24 protein-coding genes are annotated in these 22,617 nt (G+C 69.7%); 8 read left to right on the top strand and 16 right to left on the bottom strand.

Going from position 1 to position 22,617, the window contains the following annotated elements:
- Positions 1-149: 149 nt before the first annotated feature.
- The gene (rpsO, locus tag KXD97_RS19040) at positions 150-419 is read right to left on the bottom strand and encodes a 30S ribosomal protein S15 (protein ID WP_260751597.1); all 270 of its coding nucleotides are present in this window, start codon (positions 417-419) and stop codon (positions 150-152) included.
- A gap of 152 nt (positions 420-571) precedes the next feature.
- Entirely contained in the window at positions 572-1,546 is a 975-nt protein-coding gene (locus tag KXD97_RS19035) for a bifunctional riboflavin kinase/FAD synthetase (RefSeq protein WP_260751596.1), read from the bottom strand.
- Positions 1,547-1,638: 92 nt separating this feature from the next.
- Between KXD97_RS19035 and mntR the strand changes: the two genes are divergently transcribed.
- Both mntR and KXD97_RS19025 read left to right on the top strand, forming a co-directional pair.
- Positions 1,639-2,355 (top strand): manganese-binding transcriptional regulator MntR, encoded by a 717-nt coding sequence (mntR, locus tag KXD97_RS19030; protein WP_260751594.1) that lies wholly within the window; start codon positions 1,639-1,641, stop codon positions 2,353-2,355.
- A gap of 8 nt (positions 2,356-2,363) precedes the next feature.
- Positions 2,364-2,795 (top strand): SRPBCC family protein, encoded by a 432-nt coding sequence (locus KXD97_RS19025; protein WP_260751593.1) that lies wholly within the window; start codon positions 2,364-2,366, stop codon positions 2,793-2,795.
- Between the two features lie 78 nt (positions 2,796-2,873).
- On the opposite strand, the gene truB is transcribed toward KXD97_RS19025, so the two are convergent.
- From truB to KXD97_RS19010, 3 genes are read right to left on the bottom strand one after another with little or no spacing between them, the layout of a single operon-like run.
- Complete coding sequence (gene truB / locus KXD97_RS19020) at positions 2,874-3,767, bottom strand: tRNA pseudouridine(55) synthase TruB (RefSeq protein WP_396884392.1); 894 nt, start codon at positions 3,765-3,767, stop codon at positions 2,874-2,876.
- Positions 3,764-4,441 (bottom strand): 4'-phosphopantetheinyl transferase, encoded by a 678-nt coding sequence (locus tag KXD97_RS19015; RefSeq protein ID WP_313901309.1) that lies wholly within the window; start codon positions 4,439-4,441, stop codon positions 3,764-3,766. The genes truB and KXD97_RS19015 overlap by 4 nt, the downstream gene beginning before the upstream one ends.
- Positions 4,438-5,385 (bottom strand): metallophosphoesterase, encoded by a 948-nt coding sequence (locus tag KXD97_RS19010; protein WP_260751592.1) that lies wholly within the window; start codon positions 5,383-5,385, stop codon positions 4,438-4,440. Before KXD97_RS19010 ends, KXD97_RS19015 begins: the two co-directional genes overlap by 4 nt.
- A gap of 166 nt (positions 5,386-5,551) precedes the next feature.
- On the opposite strand from KXD97_RS19010, the gene KXD97_RS19005 reads away from it, so the two are divergent.
- Both KXD97_RS19005 and KXD97_RS19000 read left to right on the top strand, forming a co-directional pair.
- Positions 5,552-6,136, top strand: a complete 585-nt coding sequence (locus KXD97_RS19005) for a DUF3558 domain-containing protein (protein WP_260751591.1) — start codon at positions 5,552-5,554, stop codon at positions 6,134-6,136.
- 80 nt (positions 6,137-6,216) lie between these two features.
- Positions 6,217-7,854, top strand: coding sequence for a CocE/NonD family hydrolase (locus tag KXD97_RS19000; protein WP_260751590.1), 1,638 nt, complete (start codon positions 6,217-6,219; stop codon positions 7,852-7,854).
- Here the strand turns inward: KXD97_RS19000 and KXD97_RS18995 are convergent.
- Together KXD97_RS18995 and KXD97_RS18990 are read right to left on the bottom strand one after the other, a co-directional pair.
- On the bottom strand, positions 7,843-8,415 hold the full coding sequence (locus KXD97_RS18995; protein ID WP_260751588.1) for a DUF1802 family protein: 573 nt from the start codon (positions 8,413-8,415) through the stop codon (positions 7,843-7,845). The genes KXD97_RS19000 and KXD97_RS18995 overlap by 12 nt on opposite strands.
- The gene (locus KXD97_RS18990; protein WP_260751587.1) at positions 8,412-8,678 is read right to left on the bottom strand and encodes a DUF2277 domain-containing protein; all 267 of its coding nucleotides are present in this window, start codon (positions 8,676-8,678) and stop codon (positions 8,412-8,414) included. The genes KXD97_RS18995 and KXD97_RS18990 overlap by 4 nt, the downstream gene beginning before the upstream one ends.
- A gap of 46 nt (positions 8,679-8,724) precedes the next feature.
- Here KXD97_RS18990 and KXD97_RS18985 point away from each other — a divergent pair, with 46 nt between their 5' ends.
- Positions 8,725-9,489, top strand: a complete 765-nt coding sequence (locus KXD97_RS18985) for an enoyl-CoA hydratase (protein WP_260751586.1) — start codon at positions 8,725-8,727, stop codon at positions 9,487-9,489.
- Positions 9,490-9,627: 138 nt separating this feature from the next.
- Positions 9,628-10,251, top strand: coding sequence for a class I SAM-dependent methyltransferase (locus tag KXD97_RS18980; RefSeq protein ID WP_260751585.1), 624 nt, complete (start codon positions 9,628-9,630; stop codon positions 10,249-10,251).
- Between the two features lie 21 nt (positions 10,252-10,272).
- On the opposite strand, the gene KXD97_RS18975 is transcribed toward KXD97_RS18980, so the two are convergent.
- From KXD97_RS18975 to rimP, 7 genes are all read right to left on the bottom strand, one after another.
- Complete coding sequence (locus tag KXD97_RS18975) at positions 10,273-11,589, bottom strand: MATE family efflux transporter (RefSeq protein WP_260751584.1); 1,317 nt, start codon at positions 11,587-11,589, stop codon at positions 10,273-10,275.
- Positions 11,582-12,625, bottom strand: coding sequence for a bifunctional oligoribonuclease/PAP phosphatase NrnA (locus KXD97_RS18970; RefSeq protein ID WP_260751583.1), 1,044 nt, complete (start codon positions 12,623-12,625; stop codon positions 11,582-11,584). The genes KXD97_RS18975 and KXD97_RS18970 overlap by 8 nt, the downstream gene beginning before the upstream one ends.
- Complete coding sequence (gene rbfA / locus KXD97_RS18965; RefSeq protein WP_260751582.1) at positions 12,606-13,109, bottom strand: 30S ribosome-binding factor RbfA; 504 nt, start codon at positions 13,107-13,109, stop codon at positions 12,606-12,608. The genes KXD97_RS18970 and rbfA overlap by 20 nt, the downstream gene beginning before the upstream one ends.
- A gap of 27 nt (positions 13,110-13,136) precedes the next feature.
- Positions 13,137-15,917: a translation initiation factor IF-2 gene (gene infB, locus KXD97_RS18960; protein ID WP_260751581.1), complete on the bottom strand. Its 2,781-nt coding sequence runs from the start codon at positions 15,915-15,917 to the stop codon at positions 13,137-13,139.
- Between the two features lie 113 nt (positions 15,918-16,030).
- Positions 16,031-16,342: a YlxR family protein gene (locus KXD97_RS18955; RefSeq protein WP_396884386.1), complete on the bottom strand. Its 312-nt coding sequence runs from the start codon at positions 16,340-16,342 to the stop codon at positions 16,031-16,033.
- Between the two features lie 92 nt (positions 16,343-16,434).
- Entirely contained in the window at positions 16,435-17,496 is a 1,062-nt protein-coding gene (gene nusA / locus KXD97_RS18950) for a transcription termination factor NusA (protein ID WP_260751580.1), read from the bottom strand.
- Positions 17,497-17,498: 2 nt separating this feature from the next.
- Positions 17,499-18,023 (bottom strand): ribosome maturation factor RimP, encoded by a 525-nt coding sequence (gene rimP, locus KXD97_RS18945; RefSeq protein ID WP_260751579.1) that lies wholly within the window; start codon positions 18,021-18,023, stop codon positions 17,499-17,501.
- A gap of 139 nt (positions 18,024-18,162) precedes the next feature.
- Here rimP and KXD97_RS18940 point away from each other — a divergent pair, with 139 nt between their 5' ends.
- Together KXD97_RS18940 and KXD97_RS18935 are read left to right on the top strand one after the other, a co-directional pair.
- A complete protein-coding gene (locus KXD97_RS18940) occupies positions 18,163-18,672 on the top strand; it encodes a hypothetical protein (protein WP_260751578.1) in 510 nt (169 codons plus the stop codon).
- A complete protein-coding gene (locus tag KXD97_RS18935; protein ID WP_260751577.1) occupies positions 18,669-19,139 on the top strand; it encodes a ferritin-like domain-containing protein in 471 nt (156 codons plus the stop codon). Before KXD97_RS18940 ends, KXD97_RS18935 begins: the two co-directional genes overlap by 4 nt.
- Positions 19,140-19,148: 9 nt before the next feature.
- On the opposite strand, the gene KXD97_RS18930 is transcribed toward KXD97_RS18935, so the two are convergent.
- Entirely contained in the window at positions 19,149-20,909 is a 1,761-nt protein-coding gene (locus KXD97_RS18930) for a proline--tRNA ligase (RefSeq protein ID WP_260751576.1), read from the bottom strand.
- Positions 20,910-20,955: 46 nt separating this feature from the next.
- A complete protein-coding gene (locus KXD97_RS18925) occupies positions 20,956-22,587 on the bottom strand; it encodes an MFS transporter (protein ID WP_260751575.1) in 1,632 nt (543 codons plus the stop codon).
- Positions 22,588-22,617 lie beyond the last annotated feature (30 nt).

Here is a 22,617-nt window from a genome sequence, read left to right as displayed (position 1 = left end):
GAACGCACCCATGCTACATCGCGGCATACCGGAAACCCCTAATCCACCGCACCTGGTCGAGCCGGAAACGCCCGTGGCCGTGACCGCGCGGGGCGGTCACGGCCACGGGGCTCGTTACGTGTGAGGATCCGGCGGTCAGACCGGACGCGTCAGCGGCGCAGGCCGAGACGCTCGATCAGCGACCGGTAGCGCTGCACGTCGACCTGGGCGACGTACTTGAGCAGTCGGCGGCGACGGCCGACGAGCAGCAGCAGACCGCGACGCGAGTGGTGGTCGTGCTTGTGCTGCTTGAGGTGCTCGGTGAGGTCGACGATGCGCTTGGTGAGCAGCGCGACCTGAGCCTCCGGAGAACCGGTGTCGGTGTCGTGCAGGCCGTACTGGCCCAAGATTTCCTTCTTCTGTTCGGCAGTGAGCGCCACGAAACAACTCCATCAATTCGGTCCGCGAACATTGGGGCCCGGTTCAGACACCAGCCCCGAAAAGCGCGGCCACCGCGAACTGCAGCACGCGCCGGGTCGGCGAGGAGTCTAGCAGCGGCCACAGCCGGCCGACGAATCGGCGAACGGGCCGGCTAGCGGGCCGACAAGATGGTGCGGGCACGTTCGGTGTCGGTATCCATCGCACTCACCAGATCGGCCACCGAGTCGAATTTCTCCTGCCCCCGCAGACGGGCGACGAAGTCGACGGCGACGTGCTGACCGTACAGGTCAGCGGTGGTGTCCAGTACGAACGCCTCCACGGTGCGGGTGCGTCCGGAGAAGGTCGGGTTGGTGCCGACCGACACCGCGGCCTGGTAGCGCTCGCCGGGAGTCACGGTGCCGACGACCGGACCGTGCCCGAGCACGGTGAACCACGCCGCGTAGACGCCGTCGGCCGGGATCGCCGAGTACATCGGCGGTGCAACGTTGGCGGTCGGGAAGCCGAGCACCCGGCCGCGCCCGTCGCCCCGCACCACCACACCCTCGACGCGGTGCGGCCGGCCGAGCGCCTCCGCCGCGGCGACCATGTCGCCGGCGTCGACGCAGGAGCGGATATAGGTCGACGAGAACGTGACGGTCTCGTCGCGGTGATGCTCGGCGACCAGCGAGAGCGAGTCCACCGCAAAGCCGAACCGCTCCCCCGCCTTGCGGAGCAGGTCGACGTTGCCCGCCGCCTTCTTGCCGAAGGTGAAGTTGTCTCCCACGACCACCTCGACCACGTGCAGCCGTTCCACCAGCAGCTCGTGGATGTAGCGCTCCGGGGTCAGCTTCATGAAGTCGGCGGTGAACGGCATCACCAGGAAAACGTCGATACCGAGTTCCTCGACCAGCTCGGCGCGCCGGGTCAGCGTGGTGAGCTGGGCCGGGTGACTGCCCGGGAACACGACCTCCATCGGGTGCGGGTCGAAGGTCATCAGCACGACCGGTACGCCGCGCGAGCGTCCGGCCTTGACCGCACGGCTGATCAGCTCCTGGTGTCCGCGATGGACACCGTCGAAGACCCCGATGGTGACGACACATCGGCCCCAGTCTGTGGGGATTTCGTCCTGCCCCCGCCAGCGCTGCACGCCGCTAGCCTACGACCCTTGCGCAACTCCGGCCTAAACACCGGCCGAGCGACACCCCCGGATCGAGTTTCGATTGCCTAAACTTCATCCTCGTGAGTCCTGACGGCAATTCCGCCAACCCCGCCGATCTGTCGACGGTCGCCCAGGACTATCTGAAGGTCATCTGGACCGCGCAAGAGTGGTCGCACGAGAAAGTCAGCACCAAACTGCTGGCCGAGCGGATCGGGGTGTCGGCCAGCACCGCGTCGGAGTCCATCCGCAAGCTGGCCGATCAGGGTCTGGTCGACCACGAGAAGTACGGCGCCGTCACGCTCACCGATGCCGGCCGCCGCGCCGCGCTGGCCATGGTGCGCCGGCACCGGCTGATGGAGACGTTCCTGGTCAACGAGCTCGGCTACAGCTGGGACGAGGTGCACGACGAGGCCGAGGTGCTCGAGCACGCCGTCTCCGACCGGATGCTCGACCGGATCGACGCCAAGCTCGGCTATCCGACGCGGGACCCGCACGGCGACCCGATCCCTGCAGCCGACGGCAAGGTGCCGACCCCACCGGCGCGTCAGCTCTCGGACTGTCAGAACGGCGAGGCCGGCACCGTCGCCCGCATCTCCGACGCCGACCCCGAGATGCTGCGGTACTTCGACACCGTCGGGATCAGCCTGGATTCACGGTTGCGGGTGGTGGCCCGCCGCGACTTCGCCGGCATGATCTCGGTGGCCATAGAGAATCCGGCGAATTCCGACGTGACGGCCGATGAAACCACTGTCGATTTGGGAAGCCCGGCCGCACAGGCGATCTGGGTCATAGCGTAGGAGTGCCGATGGCCAAGCTCGAGATGTCCCGTTCGCTACCGATGCCGGCCGAGAAGGCCTGGGGACACGCATCGGACCTGTCGACGCTGGGCGACTGGATGAGCATGCATCAGGGGTGGCGTTCGGAGCTGCCCGACCAACTCGACGTCGGCGTGACCGTTGTCGGGGTGGCCGGCGCGAAGGGCATGCGCAACCGGGTGACGTGGACGGTGCGCAGGTTCGATCCCCCGTCGGCGCTGGAGATCAGCGGCGAGGGTGTGGGCGGCACGCGCTACAAGCTGGCGATGAAGGTCGCGTCCTCCGGCGACGGCTGCATGTTCACCGTGCGGATGGACCTCGGCGGCGCCCCGCTGTTCGGCCCGATCGGCGCGGCCGCGGTGCGCGCCGTCAAGGGCGACATCGACAAGTCGATCAAGCAGTTCGAGCAGCTCTACGCGTAGCCACGGCCCAGTCGCACGTGTCGGCGTCTCGGCGTCGGTCGCGTACACATCCCGGCGGGCGGTCGCGGCAGGGCGGCGCTACAGCGTGGCAGGCCGGATCACCACCACGGACTTCGTCCGCGAGCCCGCGTCCTCCAAGAGCGCCATCACGCGCCCGTCCGGCGCCGTGGCGGCGTACACGCCCTCGATTCCGGCGGGCGGCAGGGGTCGCCCGTGGCTTGCGTCCACCGCCTCCGCGTCGGTGAGCTCGCGCCGCGGAAACGCCTGCAGGCACGCCTCGTCCAGCGAGTAACTGAGTTCCGGGCGCTCACCCAGCTGCTCCAGGGTGCGCGCCTGATCCAATCCGATTCCGCCCACCCGGGTTCGGCGCAGCGCGGTCAGGTGCCCGCCGACACCCAGCGCGGCGCCGAGGTCACGGGCCAGCGCCCGGATATAGGTCCCACTCGAACAGTCCACGGCCACATCGACATCGATGACGCCGTCGACTCCTTCGATCTCTCGCCGAACCTCCAGCACGTCGAAGCGGTCGATGCGCACCGGGCGGGCCGCCAACTCCACGGCCTGCCCTTCGCGGACCATCTGGTAGGCGCGCTTGCCGGCCACCTTGATCGCGCTGACCGACGACGGCACCTGCTCGATCGGGCCGCGCAGCGGCCCCAGCGCGGCCTCGATAGCCGAGTCGGTGAGGTGGGACGCCGAAATCGATTGCAGCGCTTCGCCTTCGGCGTCCTCGGTGGAGGTCGTCTGCCCCAGCCTGACCGTCGCCTCATACGACTTATCCGTCGCCGTCAGCAGACCGAGGATCTTGGTGGCGCGTTCGATCCCGACGATCAGCACTCCCGTCGCCATCGGGTCCAGCGTGCCCGCATGTCCGACCTTGCGGGTGCCGAACAGACGGCGGCAGCGGCCGACGACGTCATGGCTCGTCATACCGCACGGTTTGTCGACGACGACCAGCCCGGCTGCTGTCACAGGACGATCGCGGTCAGTGCGATCCCGTCGCGGATCGACCACCGCCCCGCCAGAGACGTCAGCGGCGGACCGGTCTCCGCTTGCGGGTCGATCAGGATCTCCGAGGTGAACGTTCCCGCCTGTCCGCAGGAGTCGACCTCGAACGTGATGTGCGCGTCCTCGAAACCCAGCCATCGGTGCGTCAGCGGGAACCACGCCTTGTATGTCGCCTCCTTGGCGCAGAACAGCACCCGGTCCCAGTGCACCCCGCCGGGCATCGCGGAGAGCTCGTGACGTTCGGCGGGCAGGCTGATCGCGTCGAGCACACCGTCGGGCAGCACGTCATGGGGTTCGGCGTCGATCCCCACCGACCGCACCTCGGCCCGCCGCCCCACGGCCGCGCCGCGGAATCCCTCGCAGTGGGTCAGGCTACCGACGATGCCGTCGGGCCAGCACGGTTCGCCCTTCTGGCCCTTGAGAATCGGTACGGGTTCCATCCCGAGGTCGACGAGAGCCTGGCGCGCGCAGTAGCGCACGGTGATGAACTCGTTGCGCCGCTTGGCCACCGACTTCGCGATCAGCGGCTCCTCTTCCGGCAGCGGAGCCAATTCCCGCGGATCCGAGTACATCTCGGCCGCAGCCAGCGCGTCGCTCTCGCCTGGGAGCACCCCGGCGAGCAGTTTGGCCGCGATCACGCCCGATCCCTGATCCGCTGCTGCATCTTGGCGGCGTTGTCGCGCATCTCCTGGGTGATCTGAAAGTGCCCACCGAACTCGTTGAGATAACCCGGCGCGTATTTCGGGTCCGGGAGAATCTGACGCAGCCAACGGTAGGGCCGCCGCCGACGCCACTCCCGCGGATAGCCGACCGAGACCTCTTCGAACCGCACGCCGTCGTACCAGGTGGTGCGTGGGATGTGCAGGTGCCCGTACACCGAGCAGACCGCGTTGTAGCGGGTGTGCCAGTCCGCGGTCGCGGTGGTGCCGCACCACAGCGAAAACTCGGGGTAGAACATCGCGTCGCAGGGTTCGCGCACCATCGGGAAATGGTTGACCTGGATCGTGGGCATCATCCAGTCCAGGTCCTCCAGGCGTTTGCGGGTGTAGTTCACCCGGTCGCGGCACCATGCGTCACGCGTCGAGTACGGCTCCGCGGACAGCAGATACTCATCGGTGCCGACGATATTGCGTTCCTTGGCGATCGCCAGCCCCTCGGCCTTGGTCCCGGCGCCCTGGGGCAGGAACGAATAGTCGTAGAGCAGGAACATCGGCACGATGGTCGCCGGCCCGCCCTCCTCGGTCCACACCGGGAACGGGTGCTCCGGGGTGACGATGCCCATCTCGTCGCACATGTTGACCAGGTAGTCGTAGCGGGCCTTGCCGAAGATCTGCATCGGGTCACGGTTGGTGGTCCACAACTCGTGGTTGCCGGGCACCCAGATCACCTTGGCGAAACGTTTTCTGAGCAGGTCCAGTGCCCACCGGATCTCGTCGGTGCGCTCGGCGACGTCACCGGCCACGATCAGCCAGTCGTCGGGAGAAGCCGGGTGCAGCGACTCGGTGACCGGCTTGTTGCCGGTGTGCCCGGTATGGAGGTCACTGACCGCCCACAGGGTCGGGCGCCGTTCGTCAGTGGTCACGACACCCAAGCCTACTGGTGGACCACAGGAGCCGGCCGGGCGGCAACTAGAACATGTTCTAGGTTCCCGCCCGGCGGCCCGGAGCCGACCGTTACACTCCCGGGCAGACCGGCGATGAACCAGGCGGCAGCCCGCGACGCGGCGGCCACGAGACCCAGGGGGTGTGATGGTCGCCAAGCTGCGACTGTTCTCGGCGCTGTGCGCGCTGGTCGCAGCGGTGGTCGTGGTGGTGCAGACCAGCCCGGCCGTGGTCACCGGCCCGGACGACGTGGACCTCCGCTCGACGTTCGTGCCGCTGCCGAACGCGACCACCACGATCAAGTCGCCGGTGCTTGACCTCACCGACCCCGATCCGTTCGACCCATGCCGGGACATCCCGCTCGACGTCGTCCAGCGCATCGGGTTGGCGTTCACCCCGCCGGCGCACGAGGACAGCCTGCGCTGCAAGTACGACGCCGGGAACTACCAGATGGCCGTCGAGGCGGTCGTGTGGCGCACCTATGAAGAAACGCTGCCGCCTGACGCGGTCGAACTCGACATCAACGGGCACCGCGCCGCCCAGTTCTGGATCATGAAACCGACCGACTGGAACAACCGCTGGTGGATCACCTGCATGGTGGCGTTCAAGACCAGCTACGGGGTGATCCAGCAGTCCCTGTTCTATTCGCCCATCTACTCCGAGCCGGATCCGGACTGCATGCAGACCAACCTGCAGCGCGCACACGAGCTGAGCCCCTTCTACATCTACTGATGAGATTGCTGGACCTACCGATATCCGCTGATGTCGCTCGGACATCTGGCGGCGGTGAACTGGCCAGTAGGGTTCGCTAGGTGAGCTCTGGAATCGTCCGCCGGACCCGGCACGCCGTCAGCCGCACCCTGGGGCTTCCGCCGCCGGTCTGCGATTTCACGGTGCACCGGGCGGTGCGGGTACCGATGCGCGACGGGGTCGAACTGGTCGCCGACCACTACGTGCCCCACACCGGCGTGCCCGCGGGCACACTGCTGGTGCGCGGCCCCTACGGGCGCGGTTACCCGTTCGCGGCGCTGTTCGGGTCGTTCTACGCCGCGCGCGGCTACCACGTCGTCTTCCAGAGTGTGCGCGGTACCTACGGCTCGGGCGGAGGGTTCGACCCGTTCGTCAACGAGGTCGACGACGGCGCGGACACCGCCGCCTGGCTGCGCGACCAGCCATGGTTCACCGGCACGTTCGCCACGGTCGGGTTGTCCTACCTGGGCTTCACCCAGTGGGCGCTGCTCTCGGACCCGCCGCCGGAGCTCAGGGCCGCGGTGATCACTGTCGGCCCCACCGACGTCAGCGGGCCCCGCTGGGGCACCGGGTCGTTCGGGCTGAACGACTTCCTGGGCTGGAGCGATCTGGTGGGACGGCAGGAGGATCCGAACCGGCTGCGCACCCTGGTGCGTCAGGCCCGCGCGCAGCGCCGCGTCACGGAGGCGTCGCTGGGGCTGCCGCTCGGTGCGGCCAGTCGCGCGCTGCTCGGTGACGGCGCACCGTGGTTCGAGTCCTGGCTGGACCACCCCGAGATCGACGACCCGTTCTGGAGCCGCCTCCGACTCCGCCGTGCGCCCGAACGCGCAGAGGTGCCGGTGTTGTTGCTGACCGGCTGGCAGGATCTGTTCGTCGAGCAGACTCTCGAGCACTACAGCCTGCTTGCCGGCCGCGGCGTTCCCGCCGGGCTCACGGTCGGGCCGTGGACGCACGGACACATGATGACCAAGGCCGCGCCGATCGTGCTCCGGGAAACCCTCGACTGGCTCGCCACCCATCTGGGCGGGGCGCCGCCGCAGCGCCGCTCGCCGGTCCGCATCCACCTGAGTGGCCGCGGCTGGCTCGACCTGCCGGACTGGGAACCCGCGATGCCGGCGTTGGTCTTGCATCCGCAGCCGGGCGGCGCACTGGCGGCGACGGCGCCTCATGACGGGGCATCGGCCACCTTCGTGTACAACCCGGCAGATCCGACCCCGACGGTCGGCGGGCGTCTGCTCTCCCCCGTCGGCGGATACCGCGACGACACCGCACTGGCCCGTCGCGCTGACGTCGTCACGTTCACCGGCCCGCCGCTGGCCGCCGACCTGCACCTCGTCGGTGCGCCCGTGCTGGAGGTGGCACACTCGTGCGCCAACCCGCACAACGACCTGTTCGCGCGGATCAGTCAGGTCGACGCGCAAGGACGCTCCCGCAACGTCAGTGACGGCTACGTGGCGTCGGCACCGGACTCCGGCACCGTGCGAATCGAGCTCGACCCGACCGCGTGGACGTTCCCGGCCGGATCACGGATCCGGCTGCTGATCGCCGGCGGCTCCCACCCTCGCTTCCTGCGCAACCTGGGCACCGGCGAACACGCAGCCACCGCAACCGCATGTGCGACCGCCCGGCACACCGTGCACCTGGGAGCGGACACCCATCTGAGGCTGCCGGCCGGCCCACACCCGCCGTCAGCCGACTGAGCTCCGCACGAGCCCGGCGACGCGGTCCAGCTCGCAGTCGGTGTGCACCGGCGGGCCCCAGACCGGGTCGACGGGCAGCTGGACCCAGCTGGAACAACCGCGGTAGTCCGGGGTGCGCACCAGGCGCACCGGCTCGGCCAGCGGCACCGCCGAGACGACCAGTGCGGTCAGCCGATGCCGGGGGCGGAAGTCGAGCCGGTCGGACCGCACCGACTCTTCCGTCCAGATATGAAATGGCGCAACGGCTTTCAGTCCTTCTGGCCGCTCCACAGCGATAGCGGCAACCACGGTCGCACCCGCGCGCACCACGATGGCGTCCTCGGTGCTGTCGGCGGCTGCCGGCTCGAGCAGATCGCGGTGTTCAGGACGGACCCGCTCGGCGTGACTGTGCGCCACGGTCGGGAACAACAGGAACCGCGACGCGGCCACTTCGGGAGCCACCTCGAAGCGCTTCTCGTGGATTCCCCCCTTGCGCAGCAGCACGGTCTGCCTGCCGTCGAGCAGCGCGTGGATCGCCGCACTCCACTCCTTGAGGGCGGGCCGGGCCAGGGTGGCTGTCATGCCAGGTTCAGCCGTGCCCGCACTTCGGGGCGGCGCAGCGGCGGAACGGTCTTCGGGGGTTGCCGACGTGGCTGCAGGCCGGCCAGCAGTCTTCGGGTGGATTCGGTGACCTCGGCGACCGCGGCTTCGAACGCGTCAACGTTGGCCCCCGACGGCCGGGTGATGCCGCTGACCTTCCGGACGTACTGCCGGGCCGCGGCCTCGATCTCGTCGGCCGTCGCGGCCGGTTCGAGGCCGCGTAGCTCGGTGATGTTTCGGCACATGGAATCCACGATAGGGCGCGCAGGCGGGGGCCGATACGGTGTGGCGATGAGCACCGCAGAGGACGTCTTGCTGATCGACACCCAGGACCGCATCCAGATCCTGACGCTGAACCGGCCCGGGTCCCGCAACGCGCTGTCGGCCGCGTTGCGCGGCCGCCTGTTCGAGGCGCTACGTGAAGCGGAGGCCGACGATGACGTCGATGTCGTGATCCTTACGGGTGCCGATCCGGTCTTCTGCGCCGGTCTGGACCTCAAAGAGCTCGGCGACACCACCGAACTGCCCGACATCTCACCGAAGTGGCCGCCGATGACCAAGCCGGTGATCGGGGCGATCAACGGCGCCGCGGTGACCGGCGGCCTGGAGATCGCGTTGTACTGCGACATCCTGATCGCCTCCGAGCAGGCCCGCTTCGCCGACACCCACGCCCGGGTCGGCCTGCTGCCCACCTGGGGCCTGTCGGTCCGGCTGCCGCAGAAGGTCGGCGTCGGAATGGCCAGGCGTATGAGCATGACCGGCGACTACCTGTCGGCCGAGGACGCGCTGCGGTGCGGGCTGGTCACGCAGGTGGTGCCGCACGGCGAGCTGCTCGGCACAGCTCGCCAGATCGCGACGTCGATCGTCGGCAACAACCAGAAGGCGGTGCGCGCGCTGATGGCGTCCTACCACCAGATCGACGAGGCGCAGAACAGTGCGGCGCTGTGGCAGGAGGCGGCAGCGGCCCGCGAATGGATGAAAAGCACCAGCGGCGACGACATCGCGGCGAGCCGCAGCGGTGTGATGGACCGCGGCCGGACGCAGGTCCGGCAATAGGGCGAAGCCGGACGCAGGTCCGGCACCTACTGGTACCGCGAACGTGCGTGTCTGTGCCTTCCGCCCCGGCGTGTCGCTCGCAGATCCGCACGCTCGGCGGCTTGACAGCGCCCCCGCCGGGTGCGCCAGAGTCGAGCCATGAGCGCAGTCGAACGCCCGGTCAACCACCATGGTGATCACCCGGGATTCTGCGGACTGACCGGTGATCTGTTCGCGGTGCTCTTCCTGCTCGCCGGCCGCCGCACCGCGGTGCTGGCGGCCGACCTGACCGACATCACGGCGGGCGACCACGTCGTCGACATCGGGTGCGGGCCAGGCAACGGCGCCCGCACCGCGGCGGCGCGGGGTGCGCGGGTCACCGGTGTCGACCCGTCCGACTCGATGTTGCGGGTGGCGCGCGCAGTCACCCGGGGGCGTCCGGCGATCACCTGGGCCCAGGGCACAGCCGAGGTGCTGCCGGTGCCGGACGCGTCAGCGACGGTCGTGTGGGCTCTGGCCACGGTGCACCACTGGCGCGACGTCAGCCTGGCCCTGGCCGAGATTCATCGGGTGCTCGTGCCCGGTGGGCGGTTACTCGCCGTGGAGCGGCAGGTGGCGCCCGACGCCACCGGTTTCGCCAGCCATGGATGGACCGAACAGCAAGCGAGAACCTTTGCGGCACTGTCCGACACCGCCGGACTGGGAGACGCCACAGTCGATGTTGCCCGCGCCGGCCGGCGCGAGGTGTGGACGGTCACCGCGACACGGCGCCCGGCTGTATGAGGACGGTCTTGAAGGCGACCGTCAGCGGGTGCCGGGCACCAGCCAGCGGCCCGACAGCGCCCGCCAGCCGACGAACATCAGCCGCAGCACCATGAAGGTGCTCAGCCCGGCCCAGATCCCCAGCAGCCCCCACCCGAAGGCCAGCGACAGCCAGGTCAGCGGCAGGAAGCCGACCAGCGCGCTGATCAGTGTCGCGTTGCGCATGAACGTCGCATCGCCTGCCCCGAGCAGCACCCCGTCGAGCGCGAAAACGATTCCGGCGACCGGTAGCTGGGCCACCAGGAACCACCACGGCACGCCGATCTGGTCGAGCACCGAACGGTCGTCGGTGAACACCGTCGGGAACACCTGCGAACCCAGCGCGAACACGGCCGCCAGCACCACACCGGCCACCGTTGAGAACAGCGTCACCCGCCACGCCACCGTCTTGGCGTGGTTCAGCTGACCCGCACCGAGCGCGGCGCCGACCAGCGACTGCGCGGCGATGGCCAACGAATCGAGGACGAGCGCAAGGAAGTTCCACAGCTGCAGCACCACCTGGTGCGCGGCGACGGCGGCGGCCCCGAACCGGGCGGCCACCGCTCCGGCGGAGATGAAGCAGGCCTGGAACGCCATGGTCCGCAGCACCAGGTCGCGACCCATCACCACCTGCGCGCGCAGCACTTGCGGCCGCAGCCGCAACGGCACCTTCTCGACGACCAACGCGCGGCAGAACAATGCCGCCGCCAGGTACTGCCCCACCACGTTGGCCACCGCGGAGCCGGCCAGACCCAGTTCGGGGGCGCCCAGCCAGCCGTACACCAGCAGTGGGCACAGCACCGCCGAAACCGCGAAGCCGAAGATCACGTAGCGCAGCGGGCGCACGGTGTCCTGCACGCCGCGCATCCACCCGTTGCCTGCGGCCGCGATCAGGATCGCGGGCACCGCCAGACTGGCGATGCGCACCCAGGGCAGCGCCGCTTCGGCGATCTCGCCGCCGGCGGCCAGCGCCGACACCAGCGGCACCGCCGTCAGTTGGACGGTGATGACGATCGTGGTGCCGATACCCAGCGCCAACCAGGTGGCCTGCACGCCTTCCTCGACGGCCGCCCGCCGATCGCCGGCGCCGTAGAAGCGTGCCGCGCGGGCAGTGGTGCCGTAGGACAGGAAGGTCAGCTGTGAACTGAGCACGCCCATGATCAGCGCGCCGATCGCGAGTCCGGCCAGGCTCAGGGCGCCCAGCCGACCGATGACCGCCAGATCGAAGAGCAGATAGATCGGTTCGGCGGCGAGCACGCCGAGCGCGGGGAAGGCGAGCGCGGCGATCCGCCGGTTGGTCGCCGGGACCGGCTCAACCAAGGGCGGTACGCAGCGCCTCGACGAGGTCGTCGGCAGTTCCCGACGCGGAATAGCCGGCCGCCAACCGATGCCCGCCGCCGCCGAAAGTGCTTGCCACCGTGGACACATCCAGCGACTTCGACCGCATCGACACCGACCAGCGGCGGGGACCGATCTCCTTGAACACCGCCGCCACTTCGGCCTGCTGCGTGGTGCGCACGATGTCGACGATGCTCTCGATCTCCTCCGAGCGCGCCGCCGACCATTCCTCGTGGTCGACGACGGCGTAGACGAAACCGCGTCCGCCTGCCGCGTCGGTGTCCAGGCGCGCCGAACCCAGCACCCGCGACAGCATGGGCAGCCACGCGAACGGGTGGGTGTCGAGCAGAGTGCGGCTCACCGCGGCGTTGTCCACGCCGATCTCGACCAGTCGCGCCGCCAACCGGTGGGCGCGGGCACTGGCCCAGCGGAACGACCCGGTGTCGGTGGTCAGCCCGGCGTAGAGGCAGTGCGCCACCGCGAGATCGATCGGTTTGTCCCAGGCGTCGAGCAGGTCGGCGACCAGCATCGTCGTCGAATCCGCGGCGGGGTCGACGAAGTTGGCGGTGCCGAACAGCTGGTTCGACGCGTGATGGTCGATGACCAGGACGTCGCGGTCGGACTCGACGAGCTCGCGCAGCGCGCCCAGCCGGTTGATGCTGGGGATGTCGACGGTGACCACCAGGTCGGCATCCCGGCGCAGGTCCTGCGGCGCCACCAGCAGGTGCCCACCCGGCAGCGTGTGCAACGACTCGGGAAGCTCGTCAGGCTCGGCGAAGCTCACCTGGACGCTCTTGTCCGCCTGCGCGAGGACCAGCGCCAGCGCCAGTCCGGCGCCGATGGTGTCGGCGTCGGGAAAGACGTGACACACCACGCTGACACTGTCGGCCGCCGTCAGCAATTCGGCGGCTGCGGAGGCGTCGACGTGCGCGCCCAATCGGGCGGCGGCCGCACTGCTGACGGTGGCCGAGCCGCCGAATCGGGCGGTGGTCGGGACGTCAGTCGTCGCGTCTGTCATCGAGCGCGTCAAAGTCACCCGTGTCCTCAGCGTCCCCGGTTGCTTCGTCCTCCGCCCCCATTACACGGTACGGGTCGGTTTCCCCGGCGTGCTTGGCACCCTGCCGAACTCTCGCCAAATCCTCATCTGCGGCCCGCGCCCGGGCCAGCAGCTCCTCCATGCGGTGGGCCGCGTCGGGCACCGTGTCGCGGACGAACGACAAGGTCGGCGTGAACCGGACCCCCAACGAGGCGCCGACCCTGGTACGCAGCACACCTTTGGCCTTCTCCAGCCCGGCGGCAGCACCCTCGTAGTCGGGTTCCTCGTCAAGGGACCGGCCCAGCACCGTGTAGTACAGGGTCGCGTCGTGCAGGTCATTGGTGACCTTCGCGTCCGTGATCGTCACCCCGGTTAGCCGGGGATCTTTGATCTCGTACTCGATGGCTGAGGCGACGACCGTGGAGATCCGCTTGGCGAGCCGTTTCGCCCGTGCGGGATCAGGCACGACGCTCCTCGCGCGAGCGCTCGGTCACTACGCCCTCGCCTTCTCGACCAGCTCGTACGTCTCGATGACGTCGCCTTCCTTGATGTCGGAGTACGTCAAGGTCAGACCGCATTCGTAACCGTCGCGGACCTCGGTGACGTCCTCCTTCTCGCGGCGCAGCGACGACACGGTGAGGTTCTCGGCGACCACGACGTTGTCGCGCAGCAGGCGCGCCTTGGCGTTGCGCCGCATGATGCCCGACTGGACGAGGCAGCCGGCGATGTTGCCGACCTTCGACGACCGGAAGATCGCCCGGATCTCGGCGCGGCCGAGCTCGCGCTCCTCGTAGATCGGCTTGAGCATGCCCTTGAGCGCGCTCTCGATCTCGTCGATGGCCTGGTAGATCACCGAGTAGTACCGGATCTCCACGCCCTCACGGTTGGCCAGCTCCGTCGCCTTGCCCTCGGCACGGACGTTGAAGCCGATGATGATCGCGTCCGACGCCGACGCCAGGTTGACGTTGGTCTCGGTGACACCGCCGACGCCGCGGTCGATGACGCGCAGTTCCACCTCGTCGTCGACCTGGATGCCCAGCAGGGCCTCCTCGAGCGCCTCGACCGTACCGGCGTTGTCGCCCTTGAGGATCAGGTTCAGCTGGCTGGTTTCCTTCAGCGCCGAATCCAAGTCCTCCAGGCTGATCCGCTTGCGGGTGCGGGCGGCCAGCGCGTTGCGCTTGCGCGCGCTGCGCCGGTCGGCGATCTGCCGTGCGATGCGGTCCTCGTCGACGACCAGGAAGTTGTCACCGGCGCCGGGCACTGATGTGAACCCGATGACCTGCACCGGCCGTGACGGCAGCGCCTCGGTGACGTCCTCGCCGTGTTCGTCGACCATGCGGCGGACGCGGCCGTAAGCGTCGCCCGCGACCACCGAGTCGCCGACCCGCAGCGTGCCGCGCTGGATGAGCACGGTCGCCACCGGGCCGCGGCCCCGGTCCAGATGCGCCTCGATCGCGACGCCCTGGGCCTCCATGTCGGGGTTGGCCCGCAGGTCCAGCGACGCGTCGGCGGTCAGGATGACGGCTTCCAGCAGCGCCTCGATGTTGGTGCCCGCCTTGGCGGAGATGTCGACGAACATCGTGTCGCCGCCGTACTCCTCGGGCACCAGCCCGTACTCGGTGAGCTGACCACGGATCTTGGAAGGGTCGGCGCCCTCCTTGTCGATCTTGTTGACCGCGACCACGATCGGCACATCGGCGGCTTGGGCGTGGTTGACCGCCTCCACCGTCTGCGGCATCACGCCGTCGTCGGCTGCGACCACCAGGATCGCGATGTCGGTGGCCTTCGCGCCGCGGGCACGCATGGCGGTGAACGCCTCGTGGCCCGGGGTGTCGATGAACGTGATGGGCCGCTCGTTGCCGTCCAGATCGACGGTGACCTGGTAGGCGCCGATGTGCTGGGTGATGCCGCCGGCCTCGCCCTCGCGGACGGTGGCGTTGCGGATCGTGTCCAGCAGGCGGGTCTTGCCGTGGTCGACGTGACCCATGACGGTGACGACCGGCGGCCGGAACTCGAGGTCCTCCTCGCCGCCCTCGTCCTCGCCGTAGGACAGGTCGAAGGACTGCAGCAGCTCGCGGTCCTCGTCCTCCGGGGACACGACCTGCACGACGTAGTTCATCTCGCTGCCGAGCAGCTCGAGGGTCTCGTCGCCGACGGACTGTGTCGCGGTCACCATCTCACCGAGGTTGAACAGCGCCTGGACCAGCGAGGCCGGGTTGGCGTTGATCTTCTCGGCGAAATCGCTCAGCGACGCGCCGCGGGCCAGCCGGATCGTCTCGCCGTTGCCGTGCGGGAGCCGCACGCCGCCGACGACCGGGGCCTGCATGTTCTCGTATTCGGCCCTTTTCGCGCGCTTCGACTTGCGACCACGCTTCGGGGCGCCGCCGGGACGGCCGAAGGCGCCTGCGGCGCCGCCGCGCTGACCGGGACGGCCACCGCCGCCACCGGGACGACCGCGGAATCCACCGCCTGCAGCGGCACCGCCGCCACCGCCGGCACCGCCACCGCGGTAGTTACCGCCACCGCCACCGCCGCCGGGACGGCCGACGCCGCCGGGTGCAGGGCGCGGGCCGCCACCGGGGCGAGGGCCGCCACCGGGGCGCGGGCCCTGTCCGGGACGCGCGCCGGCCGGGCGCGGCGGCATGTTGCCGGGCGTAGCGCCGGGGCGGGGGCCGCCACCGGGGCGGGGGCCGCCGGCACCGGGGCCGGGCCGGGGCCCGCCCGGACCCTGCGGCCTGGGCGCCGGCCGCTCGACCGGTTGCTGCGAAGAGAAGGGGTTGTTGCCCACGCGAGGCGTCCTCGGCGCGGGCTTCGGGGCGCCCGGCCGGGGACCGCCGGGACCCGGCCGCGGTCCGGGGGTCGGGGTGGGCCGGGCCGACGGTGCCGCGGGGGTCGCCTGCGGGGCCGCGGCAGCCGGGCTGGGCGGTGCGGCCGGGGGCTGCGCCGGCGCGGCCGGCGGTGCCGGAGGCGCAGGCGGTGCGGCCGGTGCCGCGGGCTGCTGGACTACGGGAGGGCCGGGCTTGGGCGCCGGCCGGCTCTGCGGCGCGGCCGGCTTGGCCGCGGCTGCTGCGGAGCCGTTTCCGCCGGCGGCACCGGCGGACTTGTCCGGCTTGGATCCGCCGAACGATTCACGCAGCCGGCGCGCGACGGGAGCCTCCACCGTCGAGGACGCCGACTTGACGAATTCACCCTGCTCACTGAGCCGGGCGAGCACTTCCTTACTCGTGACACCGAGTTCCTTAGCCAACTCGTGCACGCGGGCCTTACCTGCCACTACATCTCCTGTCTGGGAGGCGACAGCGGTGGTAGGCGCCGCGCCTCGGTTTAGCTATGACGCATGGTCATCGGGACTTCACGGTGTGCTCATGTTCTTCGCTTACCTGTTCTCTAGCCCGAGTGTGTCGTGGCGCCCCCGGTCGGGAACGCGTCGGACAACGCGGTGATGTCCGGTGAACCGGTGATCCGTAGCGCTCGGCTGAACGCCCGCCGCCGAACTGCGGCTTGCAGGCAACCCGGATCGGGGTGCAGCCAAGCGCCCCGCCCAGGAAGCCGTCTCGCTTCGTCAACGGTCACGGCGTGCTCGCCATTCCCGGAGTCGACAGCGACAACCCGGAGCAAATCGACGGCCAGCTCTCGTTTCCGGCATCCGATGCAGGTCCGCACCGGTGCACCCGAGGGTTTGACGGTGTTTTTCCGCATCCGAGCCGATGTCTCGCGCTGGACCACGGCTGAGTCTACCGTCACCGCAGTGCTGAGAGGAAAACCGGTGCGCAATGGCCAGTGGTGTCGGCTCAGTGTTCGCCGGACCGTTCGCCGGACCTCTCCGGTCGCGGCGCGTGCGCGGACGGGCCGGGATGCCCTTCGGCCGCCGCATCGTCGCTGCGGATGTCGATGCGCCAGCCGGTCAGCCGCGCCGCCAGGCGCGCGTTCTGACCTTCCTTGCCGATCGCCAGGGACAGCTGGAAGTCCGGCACGATGACCCGCGCCGCCCGTGCGGCCTCGTCGATCACCGTCACCGAGACCACCTTGGCCGGCGAGAGCGCGTTGGCAACGAACCGGGCGGGGTCCTCGTCGTAGTCGATGATGTCGATCTTCTCGCCGGACAACTCGCTCATTACGTTGCGCACCCGCTGCCCCATCGGCCCGATGCAGGCGCCTTTGGCGTTGAGCCCGGGCGCCCTGGACGCGACGGCGATCTTGGAGCGGTGCCCTGCCTCCCGCGCCACCGCGACGATCTCCACCGAGCCGTCGGCGATCTCGGGCACCTCCAGCGAGAACAACTTGCGCACCAGGTTCGGGTGCGTCCGCGACAGCGTGATGAGCGGTTCCCTGGCCCCGCGGGTCACCCCGACGACGTAGCAGCGCAGTCGGTCGCCGTGCTCGTAGCTCTCACCGGGCACCTGTTCGGCGGCCGGAATCACGCCCTCGGAACCCTTGGTCTCGCTACCCATCCGCACCACCACCAGACCGCGGGCATTGGCGCGGGCATCGCGCTGGATCACCCCGGCGACGATGTCACCCTCGCGGGCCGAGAACTCGCCGTAGTTCTTTTCGTTCTCGGCGTCGCGCAGGCGCTGCAGGATCACCTGCCGAGCCGTGGTCGCCGCGATCCGGCCGAAACCCTCAGGGGTGTCGTCCCATTCGTGCAGCACATTGCCGTCTTGATCGGTCTGCCTGGCCATGACCTTGACCACGCCGGTCTTGCGGTCAATGTCGATGCGGGCGTCGGGCTCGTGGCCTTCGGTGTGCCGGTAGGCCGTCAGCAGCGCCGTCTTGATGGTGTCGACCACCACGTCGACGGTGATTCCTTTGTCGGCTTCGATGGCATGCAGGGCCGCCATGTCGATGTTCATGCTCAGGCTTCCTCTCCGGAGACGCCGGCCAGCTCCAGCTCCCGTGGGTTCGGCGGCGAAAACTCCACCTGGACAACAGCTTCGGCGATCGAGTCGATCGCGATGTCGCGGACCGTCAGGTTGTTCCGGGCCTCACGCACGACGACCCCGACGGTGCCGTCGCCGACGCGGCCGATGCGGCCGGTCAGCGTCGAGCCGTCGACCAGCGCGATCCGGGCGAGCCGGCCCTGCGCTCTGCGGTAGTGCTTCTCGGTGGTCAGCGGGCGGTCCACCCCAGGTGACGTCACCTCGAGCACGTAGGGTGCGGTGTCGAGATCGTCGAGTAGCGCGGACGCCGTGCGGGACAGTTCGGCGATCGAATCGAGGTCCAGGCCCCGATCACTGTCGGTGACGACGGTGATGCGCGGCGGACGCGCGGCGGTGTCGATGACCACGTCCTCGATGTCGTATCCGGCGCGCGCGAATTCGCCGTCGAGCAGTTCGACCACCTGTCGTTGCGACGGTAATCCCGCAGACCGCTCCGCCACGGCGAGCTCCTCGTCTTGAGTTGTCCGGACACGGCCCGCAGGAAGGGCTCCTGCGAATCCGACACCCCACGATACGCCAGCGCCGAGGGGTCAAGGACCGAAAGCACGCGGCACCGGGACGGGGTGGCAGGATGTGGTCGTGCCGAGCCAGCCGCCGACCGTCAGCCGTCGACGTGTGCTCGTCGGTACGGCCGCCCTGGCCGCCTTGGGTGTCGGCGCTGCGGCCTGCGGCGCCCCGTCGCCTCCCCCTGACCTCGACGATCTCACCACCGCACTGGACCGGGCCCGCTCCGACAGCCGGCTCGCCGGCGACCTCGCCACCACGTCGCGCGGACAGCTCGCCGACGCGCTGACAGAGGTCGCCGCGCAGCGCTCGGCGCACGCCGAGGCGCTGGCCGAGGAGATCGTGCGCATGACCGGGCAGGCCGCCCCGACCACCAGCGCCACCGCCACGACGACGTCGACCCCGGCGTCGGTGCCCGAACCGCGGGTCGACGACGTGATCGGCGCGCTACGCACGTCGGCTGACAGCGCCGCGGCCGCGGCCGGCGCGCTGTCCGGATACCGGGCCGGACTGCTGGCGTCCATCGCCGCCTCCTGCACGTGCGCCTACACCGTCGCCCTGGCCGGCGCGGGGGGTGCGCGATGACCTCACCCCGCCCGGACGCGCCGTCGCGGCCCGACGACGCGGCCGACGGCGCGCTGTTCGACGCCCTGGCCACCGAGCACGCCACCATCTACGGGTACGGCCTGGTGTCCGCGCACTCGACTCCGGAGGTGAACTACCTGGTCTCGGACGCGATGGCAGAGCATCGCAAGCGGCGCGAAGCGGCCGTCGCCCTCCTGGAGGAGCGCGGGGTCGAGCCCGCCCTGCCCGCGGCCGGCTACCGGATGCCGTCGGAGGTGGACACACCGAAGGACGCGGTCAACCTCGCGATCACGATGGAGGAGGACGCCGCGGTGGCCTGGCGCGCCGTTGTCGAGCAGGCCACCGACCAGGACGTCCGAGCCTTCGGCGTGACCGCACTGACCGAATGCGCGATCACCGCCGCACGGTGGCGCACGATCCGCGGAGACACCTCGGTCACCGTCGCGTTCCCCGGCGGAACCGAATAGAGCCTCCCGTCACGCCCCGGCGAGCGCGGCGCTGATCAGCTCGGCCGCCTCCGCCGCGGGGATCTCGCGCTTGTCGCCGCCGAAACGGTCCCGCAGCTCGACCACCCCGTCGGCCCATCCGCGGCCCACCACGACGATCCACGGCACCCCGAGGAGTTCGGCGTCCTTGAACTTCACCCCCGGCGAGGCCGTGCGGTCGTCGAGCAGCACCTCGACACCGCGCCGGTCGAGTTGAGCGGCCAGTTCGGTGGCGCCGGTGCGCGCGTCGGCGTCCTTGTTGGCGATCACCACGTGCACGTCGAACGGCGACACCGACGACGGCCAACGCAGGCCGAGTTCGTCGTGGTGCTGTTCGGCGATCACCGCGACCAACCGCGACACCCCGATGCCGTACGAGCCCATGGTCAGCCGCACCGGTTTGCCGTCCTCGCCGAGCACGTCGGCGCTGAACGCATCGGCGTATTTGCGACCCAGCTGGAACACGTGACCGATCTCGATGCCGCGCGCGGCGACCAGCGGCCCGGCGCCGTCCGGGGACGGGTCACCCTCGCGGACCTCGGCGGCCTCGATGGTGCCGTCGGGGGTGAAGTCGCGGCCGGCGACCAGGTCGACGTAGTGCTTGCCCGACTCGTCGGCGCCGGTGATCCAGGAGGTGCCGTCCACCACCCTCGGATCGACCAGGTAGCGAACACCGTTGGCCAACAGCGCCTTCGGGCCGATGTAGCCCTTCACCAGGAACGGGTAGCGGGCGAAGTCGGCGTCGTCGAGCATCGCGTACTCGGCCGGTTCCAGCGCCGCACCGAGGCGTTTGTCGTCGACCTCGCGGTCGCCGGGCACCCCGACGGCGAGCAGTTCCCAGTCCCCGCCCGGCTCCCGCACCTTCATCAGCACGTTCTTCAACGTGTCAGCGGCGGTGACGGCCCGCCCGGAGAAGCTCGGCAGGTTCGCGCCGTTGGCCCAGTCGACCAGCGCGGCGATGGTCGGGGTGTCGGGTGTGTCGTGGGCGACGGCGTCGGGCAGGCCGTCGAAAGGGATCGGTTCGGGCGCGGTGGTGATGACGGCCTCCACGTTGGCCGCGTAGCCGGACTGCACGCAGCGCACGTAGGTGTCCTCACCGACCTCGCTTTCGGCCAGGAACTCCTCCGAGGCGCTGCCGCCCATCGCCCCGGACACCGCGGAGACGATCACGTAGCGAACCATCAACCGGTCGAAAATCCGTTGATAGGCCTCGCGGTGGGCGATGTAGGCGTTCTTGAGGCCGGCGTCGTCGATGTCGAACGAGTACGAGTCCTTCATCAGGAACTCGCGGCCGCGCAGGATGCCGGCACGCGGCCGCGCCTCGTCACGGTACTTGTTCTGGATCTGGTACAGCCGCAGCGGGAAATCCTTGTACGACGAGTACTCACCCTTGACGGTGAGGGTGAACATCTCTTCGTGGGTGGGCCCGAGCAGGTAGTCGTTGGCGCGGCGGTCCTGCAGCCGGAACAGGGTGTCGCCGTACTCGGTCCAGCGGTTGGTGGTCTCGTAGGGCGCACGCGGCAGCAGTGCCGGGAAGAGGATCTCCTGTCCCCCGATGGCGTCCATCTCGTCGCGGACGATTTTCTCGATCTTGCGCAGCACCTTCAGTCCGAGAGGCAGCCAGCTGTACAGGCCGGGGCCGACCGGCCGGACGTATCCGGCCCGGATGAGCAGCTTGTGGCTCGGGACTTCGGCGTCGGCCGGGTCGTCGCGCAGCGTGCGCAGGAACAGCTCGGACATGCGGGTGATCACAGGCGAACACCTTACTGACCCCGCACCTTCCGGCGGATTTCGGGACTTAGAGCTCCCCCGCGTCGATCGCGTCCTTGACTTCCTGGGCGTGCGCGACCTGCTCGGCGGTGTACTTGATGAACAGCGCCGCCCCGCCGACGACGATCGCGACCGCGGCCACCCACAGCAGGCCGTAGGCGTAGCCCTGATCCAGGGCGTGCAGCTGCGCGGGGTTCATGTCTTTGACCGGGCCGGTGGTGCCGCCGAGGTACAGCGTGCGCGACGTGATGACCGCCTGGATGATCGCGAGCACCACGGGACCGCCGAGGTTCTGCAGCATCAGCGCGATCGCCGACACCGGGCCGATCTGGTCGAAGCCGACGCCGGCGATCGCCGAGATCATCAGCGGCACGACGATCATGCCGATACCGAAGCCGCCGATCGTGATGGGCAGCACCAGATTCGGGAAGTACGGGATTCCGGCGTCCAGGGTCGAGCCGTAGAGCATCGCGGCCAGAACCAGGACGCCGCCGCCGATCACGAGCACCCGGGGCGGGAACTTCGACACCAGCGCCGAGGACAAGCCCAGCCCGATGCCGAGTGCGATCACGAACGGGATGAAGCCGACGCCCGCCTTCAGCGCGCTATAGCCCATGATGTCCTGCACGTACAACCCGATGGTCACGGTCAGGGTGAACATCACGCCGCCGGCGAGGAAGATGGCCGCGAACGTGGCGACCCGGTTGCGGTCGTGGAACAGCTCGAACGGCACGACCGGGTTTTCGGCGGTGCGCTCGACCCACAGGAATGCGAGCAGGCAGCCGACGGCGGCGACGCCCGAGGCGATGGTCACCGGCGAGACCCAGCCGGCCTCCGGGCCCATCGAGAACGCGAACACCGCCGCGGTGCAGCCCATGGTGGCCAGCAGGGCGCCGGCCGCGTCGAGCTTCAGGCGCTCGCGGTTGGTCTCGCGCAGAGTCTTGCGGGCCAGATAGATCATGATCAGCCCGATCGGCACGTTCACCAGGAACGCCAGCCGCCAGGACACCTCGGTCAGCGCGCCGCCGACCACCAGGCCCATCACCGAGCCGACGCCGGTCATCGCGGCGAACACCGCGGTGGCCGCGTTGCGTGCGGGGCCCTTCGGGAACGTTGTGGCGATCAGCGCCAGCGCTGTCGGCGACGCGATCGCCGCGCCCACCCCCTGCAGCAGCCGGGCGATGACCAGGGTGGCCTCGTCCCATGCGATGCCGCACAGGATCGAGGCGATGGTGAACAGCGTGACGCCGACGATGAAGGTGCGCTTGCGGCCGATGGTGTCGCCGAGTCGGCCACCGAGCAGCATCAGGCCGCCGAAGGTCAGCACATAGGCGGTGATGACCCAGCTGCGGCCCGCGTCGGAGAGGTTGAGTTCATCCTGAATCTTCGGCAGTGCGACGATGGCGATGGTGCTGTCCATCGTGGCCAACAGCTGCATGCCGCCGATCGCGATGACCGCGGCGATGAAGCGCCGCGACGGCAACCATGCCGGTGTCTTGCCAACTCGTGCTCCGTCGCCTCCGCGGCCGCCGGCCGTCTCACCCGTCCCCGTGACGCGGGCGGGCAGGGCTCGCTTCGGGGCCCGCTCCGAGCCCCGCTTGTCCCTGCCCTCTGCATCACGTCGGATGGCGGCACGCTCCGCATCGTTGAGAGCCGTCATAACGGGCTACCCTACAGTAATATTAAGAAT

Source organism: Mycobacterium sp. SMC-8 (assembly GCF_025263565.1).
Taxonomy (GTDB): domain Bacteria; phylum Actinomycetota; class Actinomycetes; order Mycobacteriales; family Mycobacteriaceae; genus Mycobacterium.
The sequence above is the reverse complement of the archived record's forward strand: the minus strand, read 5'-3'. Positions and strand labels throughout refer to the sequence as shown.

Excerpts from the sequence above, each read along its gene's own strand:
- KXD97_RS19025 (WP_260751593.1), top strand. The coding sequence starts at position 2,364 with ATGGCCAAGCTCGAGATGTCCCGTTCGCTACCGATGCCGGCCGAGAAG.
- KXD97_RS19005 (WP_260751591.1), top strand. The coding sequence starts at position 5,552 with ATGGTCGCCAAGCTGCGACTGTTCTCGGCGCTGTGCGCGCTGGTCGCA.
- KXD97_RS18995 (WP_260751588.1), bottom strand. The coding sequence starts at position 8,415 with ATGACAGCCACCCTGGCCCGGCCCGCCCTCAAGGAGTGGAGTGCGGCG.
- KXD97_RS18990 (WP_260751587.1), bottom strand. The coding sequence starts at position 8,678 with ATGTGCCGAAACATCACCGAGCTACGCGGCCTCGAACCGGCCGCGACG.
- KXD97_RS18985 (WP_260751586.1), top strand. The coding sequence starts at position 8,725 with ATGAGCACCGCAGAGGACGTCTTGCTGATCGACACCCAGGACCGCATC.
- KXD97_RS18980 (WP_260751585.1), top strand. The coding sequence starts at position 9,628 with ATGAGCGCAGTCGAACGCCCGGTCAACCACCATGGTGATCACCCGGGA.
- KXD97_RS18970 (WP_260751583.1), bottom strand. The coding sequence starts at position 12,625 with ATGACAGACGCGACGACTGACGTCCCGACCACCGCCCGATTCGGCGGC.
- KXD97_RS18955 (WP_396884386.1), bottom strand. The coding sequence starts at position 16,342 with ATGCGGAAAAACACCGTCAAACCCTCGGGTGCACCGGTGCGGACCTGC.
- nusA (WP_260751580.1), bottom strand. The coding sequence starts at position 17,496 with ATGAACATCGACATGGCGGCCCTGCATGCCATCGAAGCCGACAAAGGA.
- KXD97_RS18935 (WP_260751577.1), top strand. The coding sequence starts at position 18,669 with ATGACCTCACCCCGCCCGGACGCGCCGTCGCGGCCCGACGACGCGGCC.
- KXD97_RS18925 (WP_260751575.1), bottom strand. The coding sequence starts at position 22,587 with ATGACGGCTCTCAACGATGCGGAGCGTGCCGCCATCCGACGTGATGCA.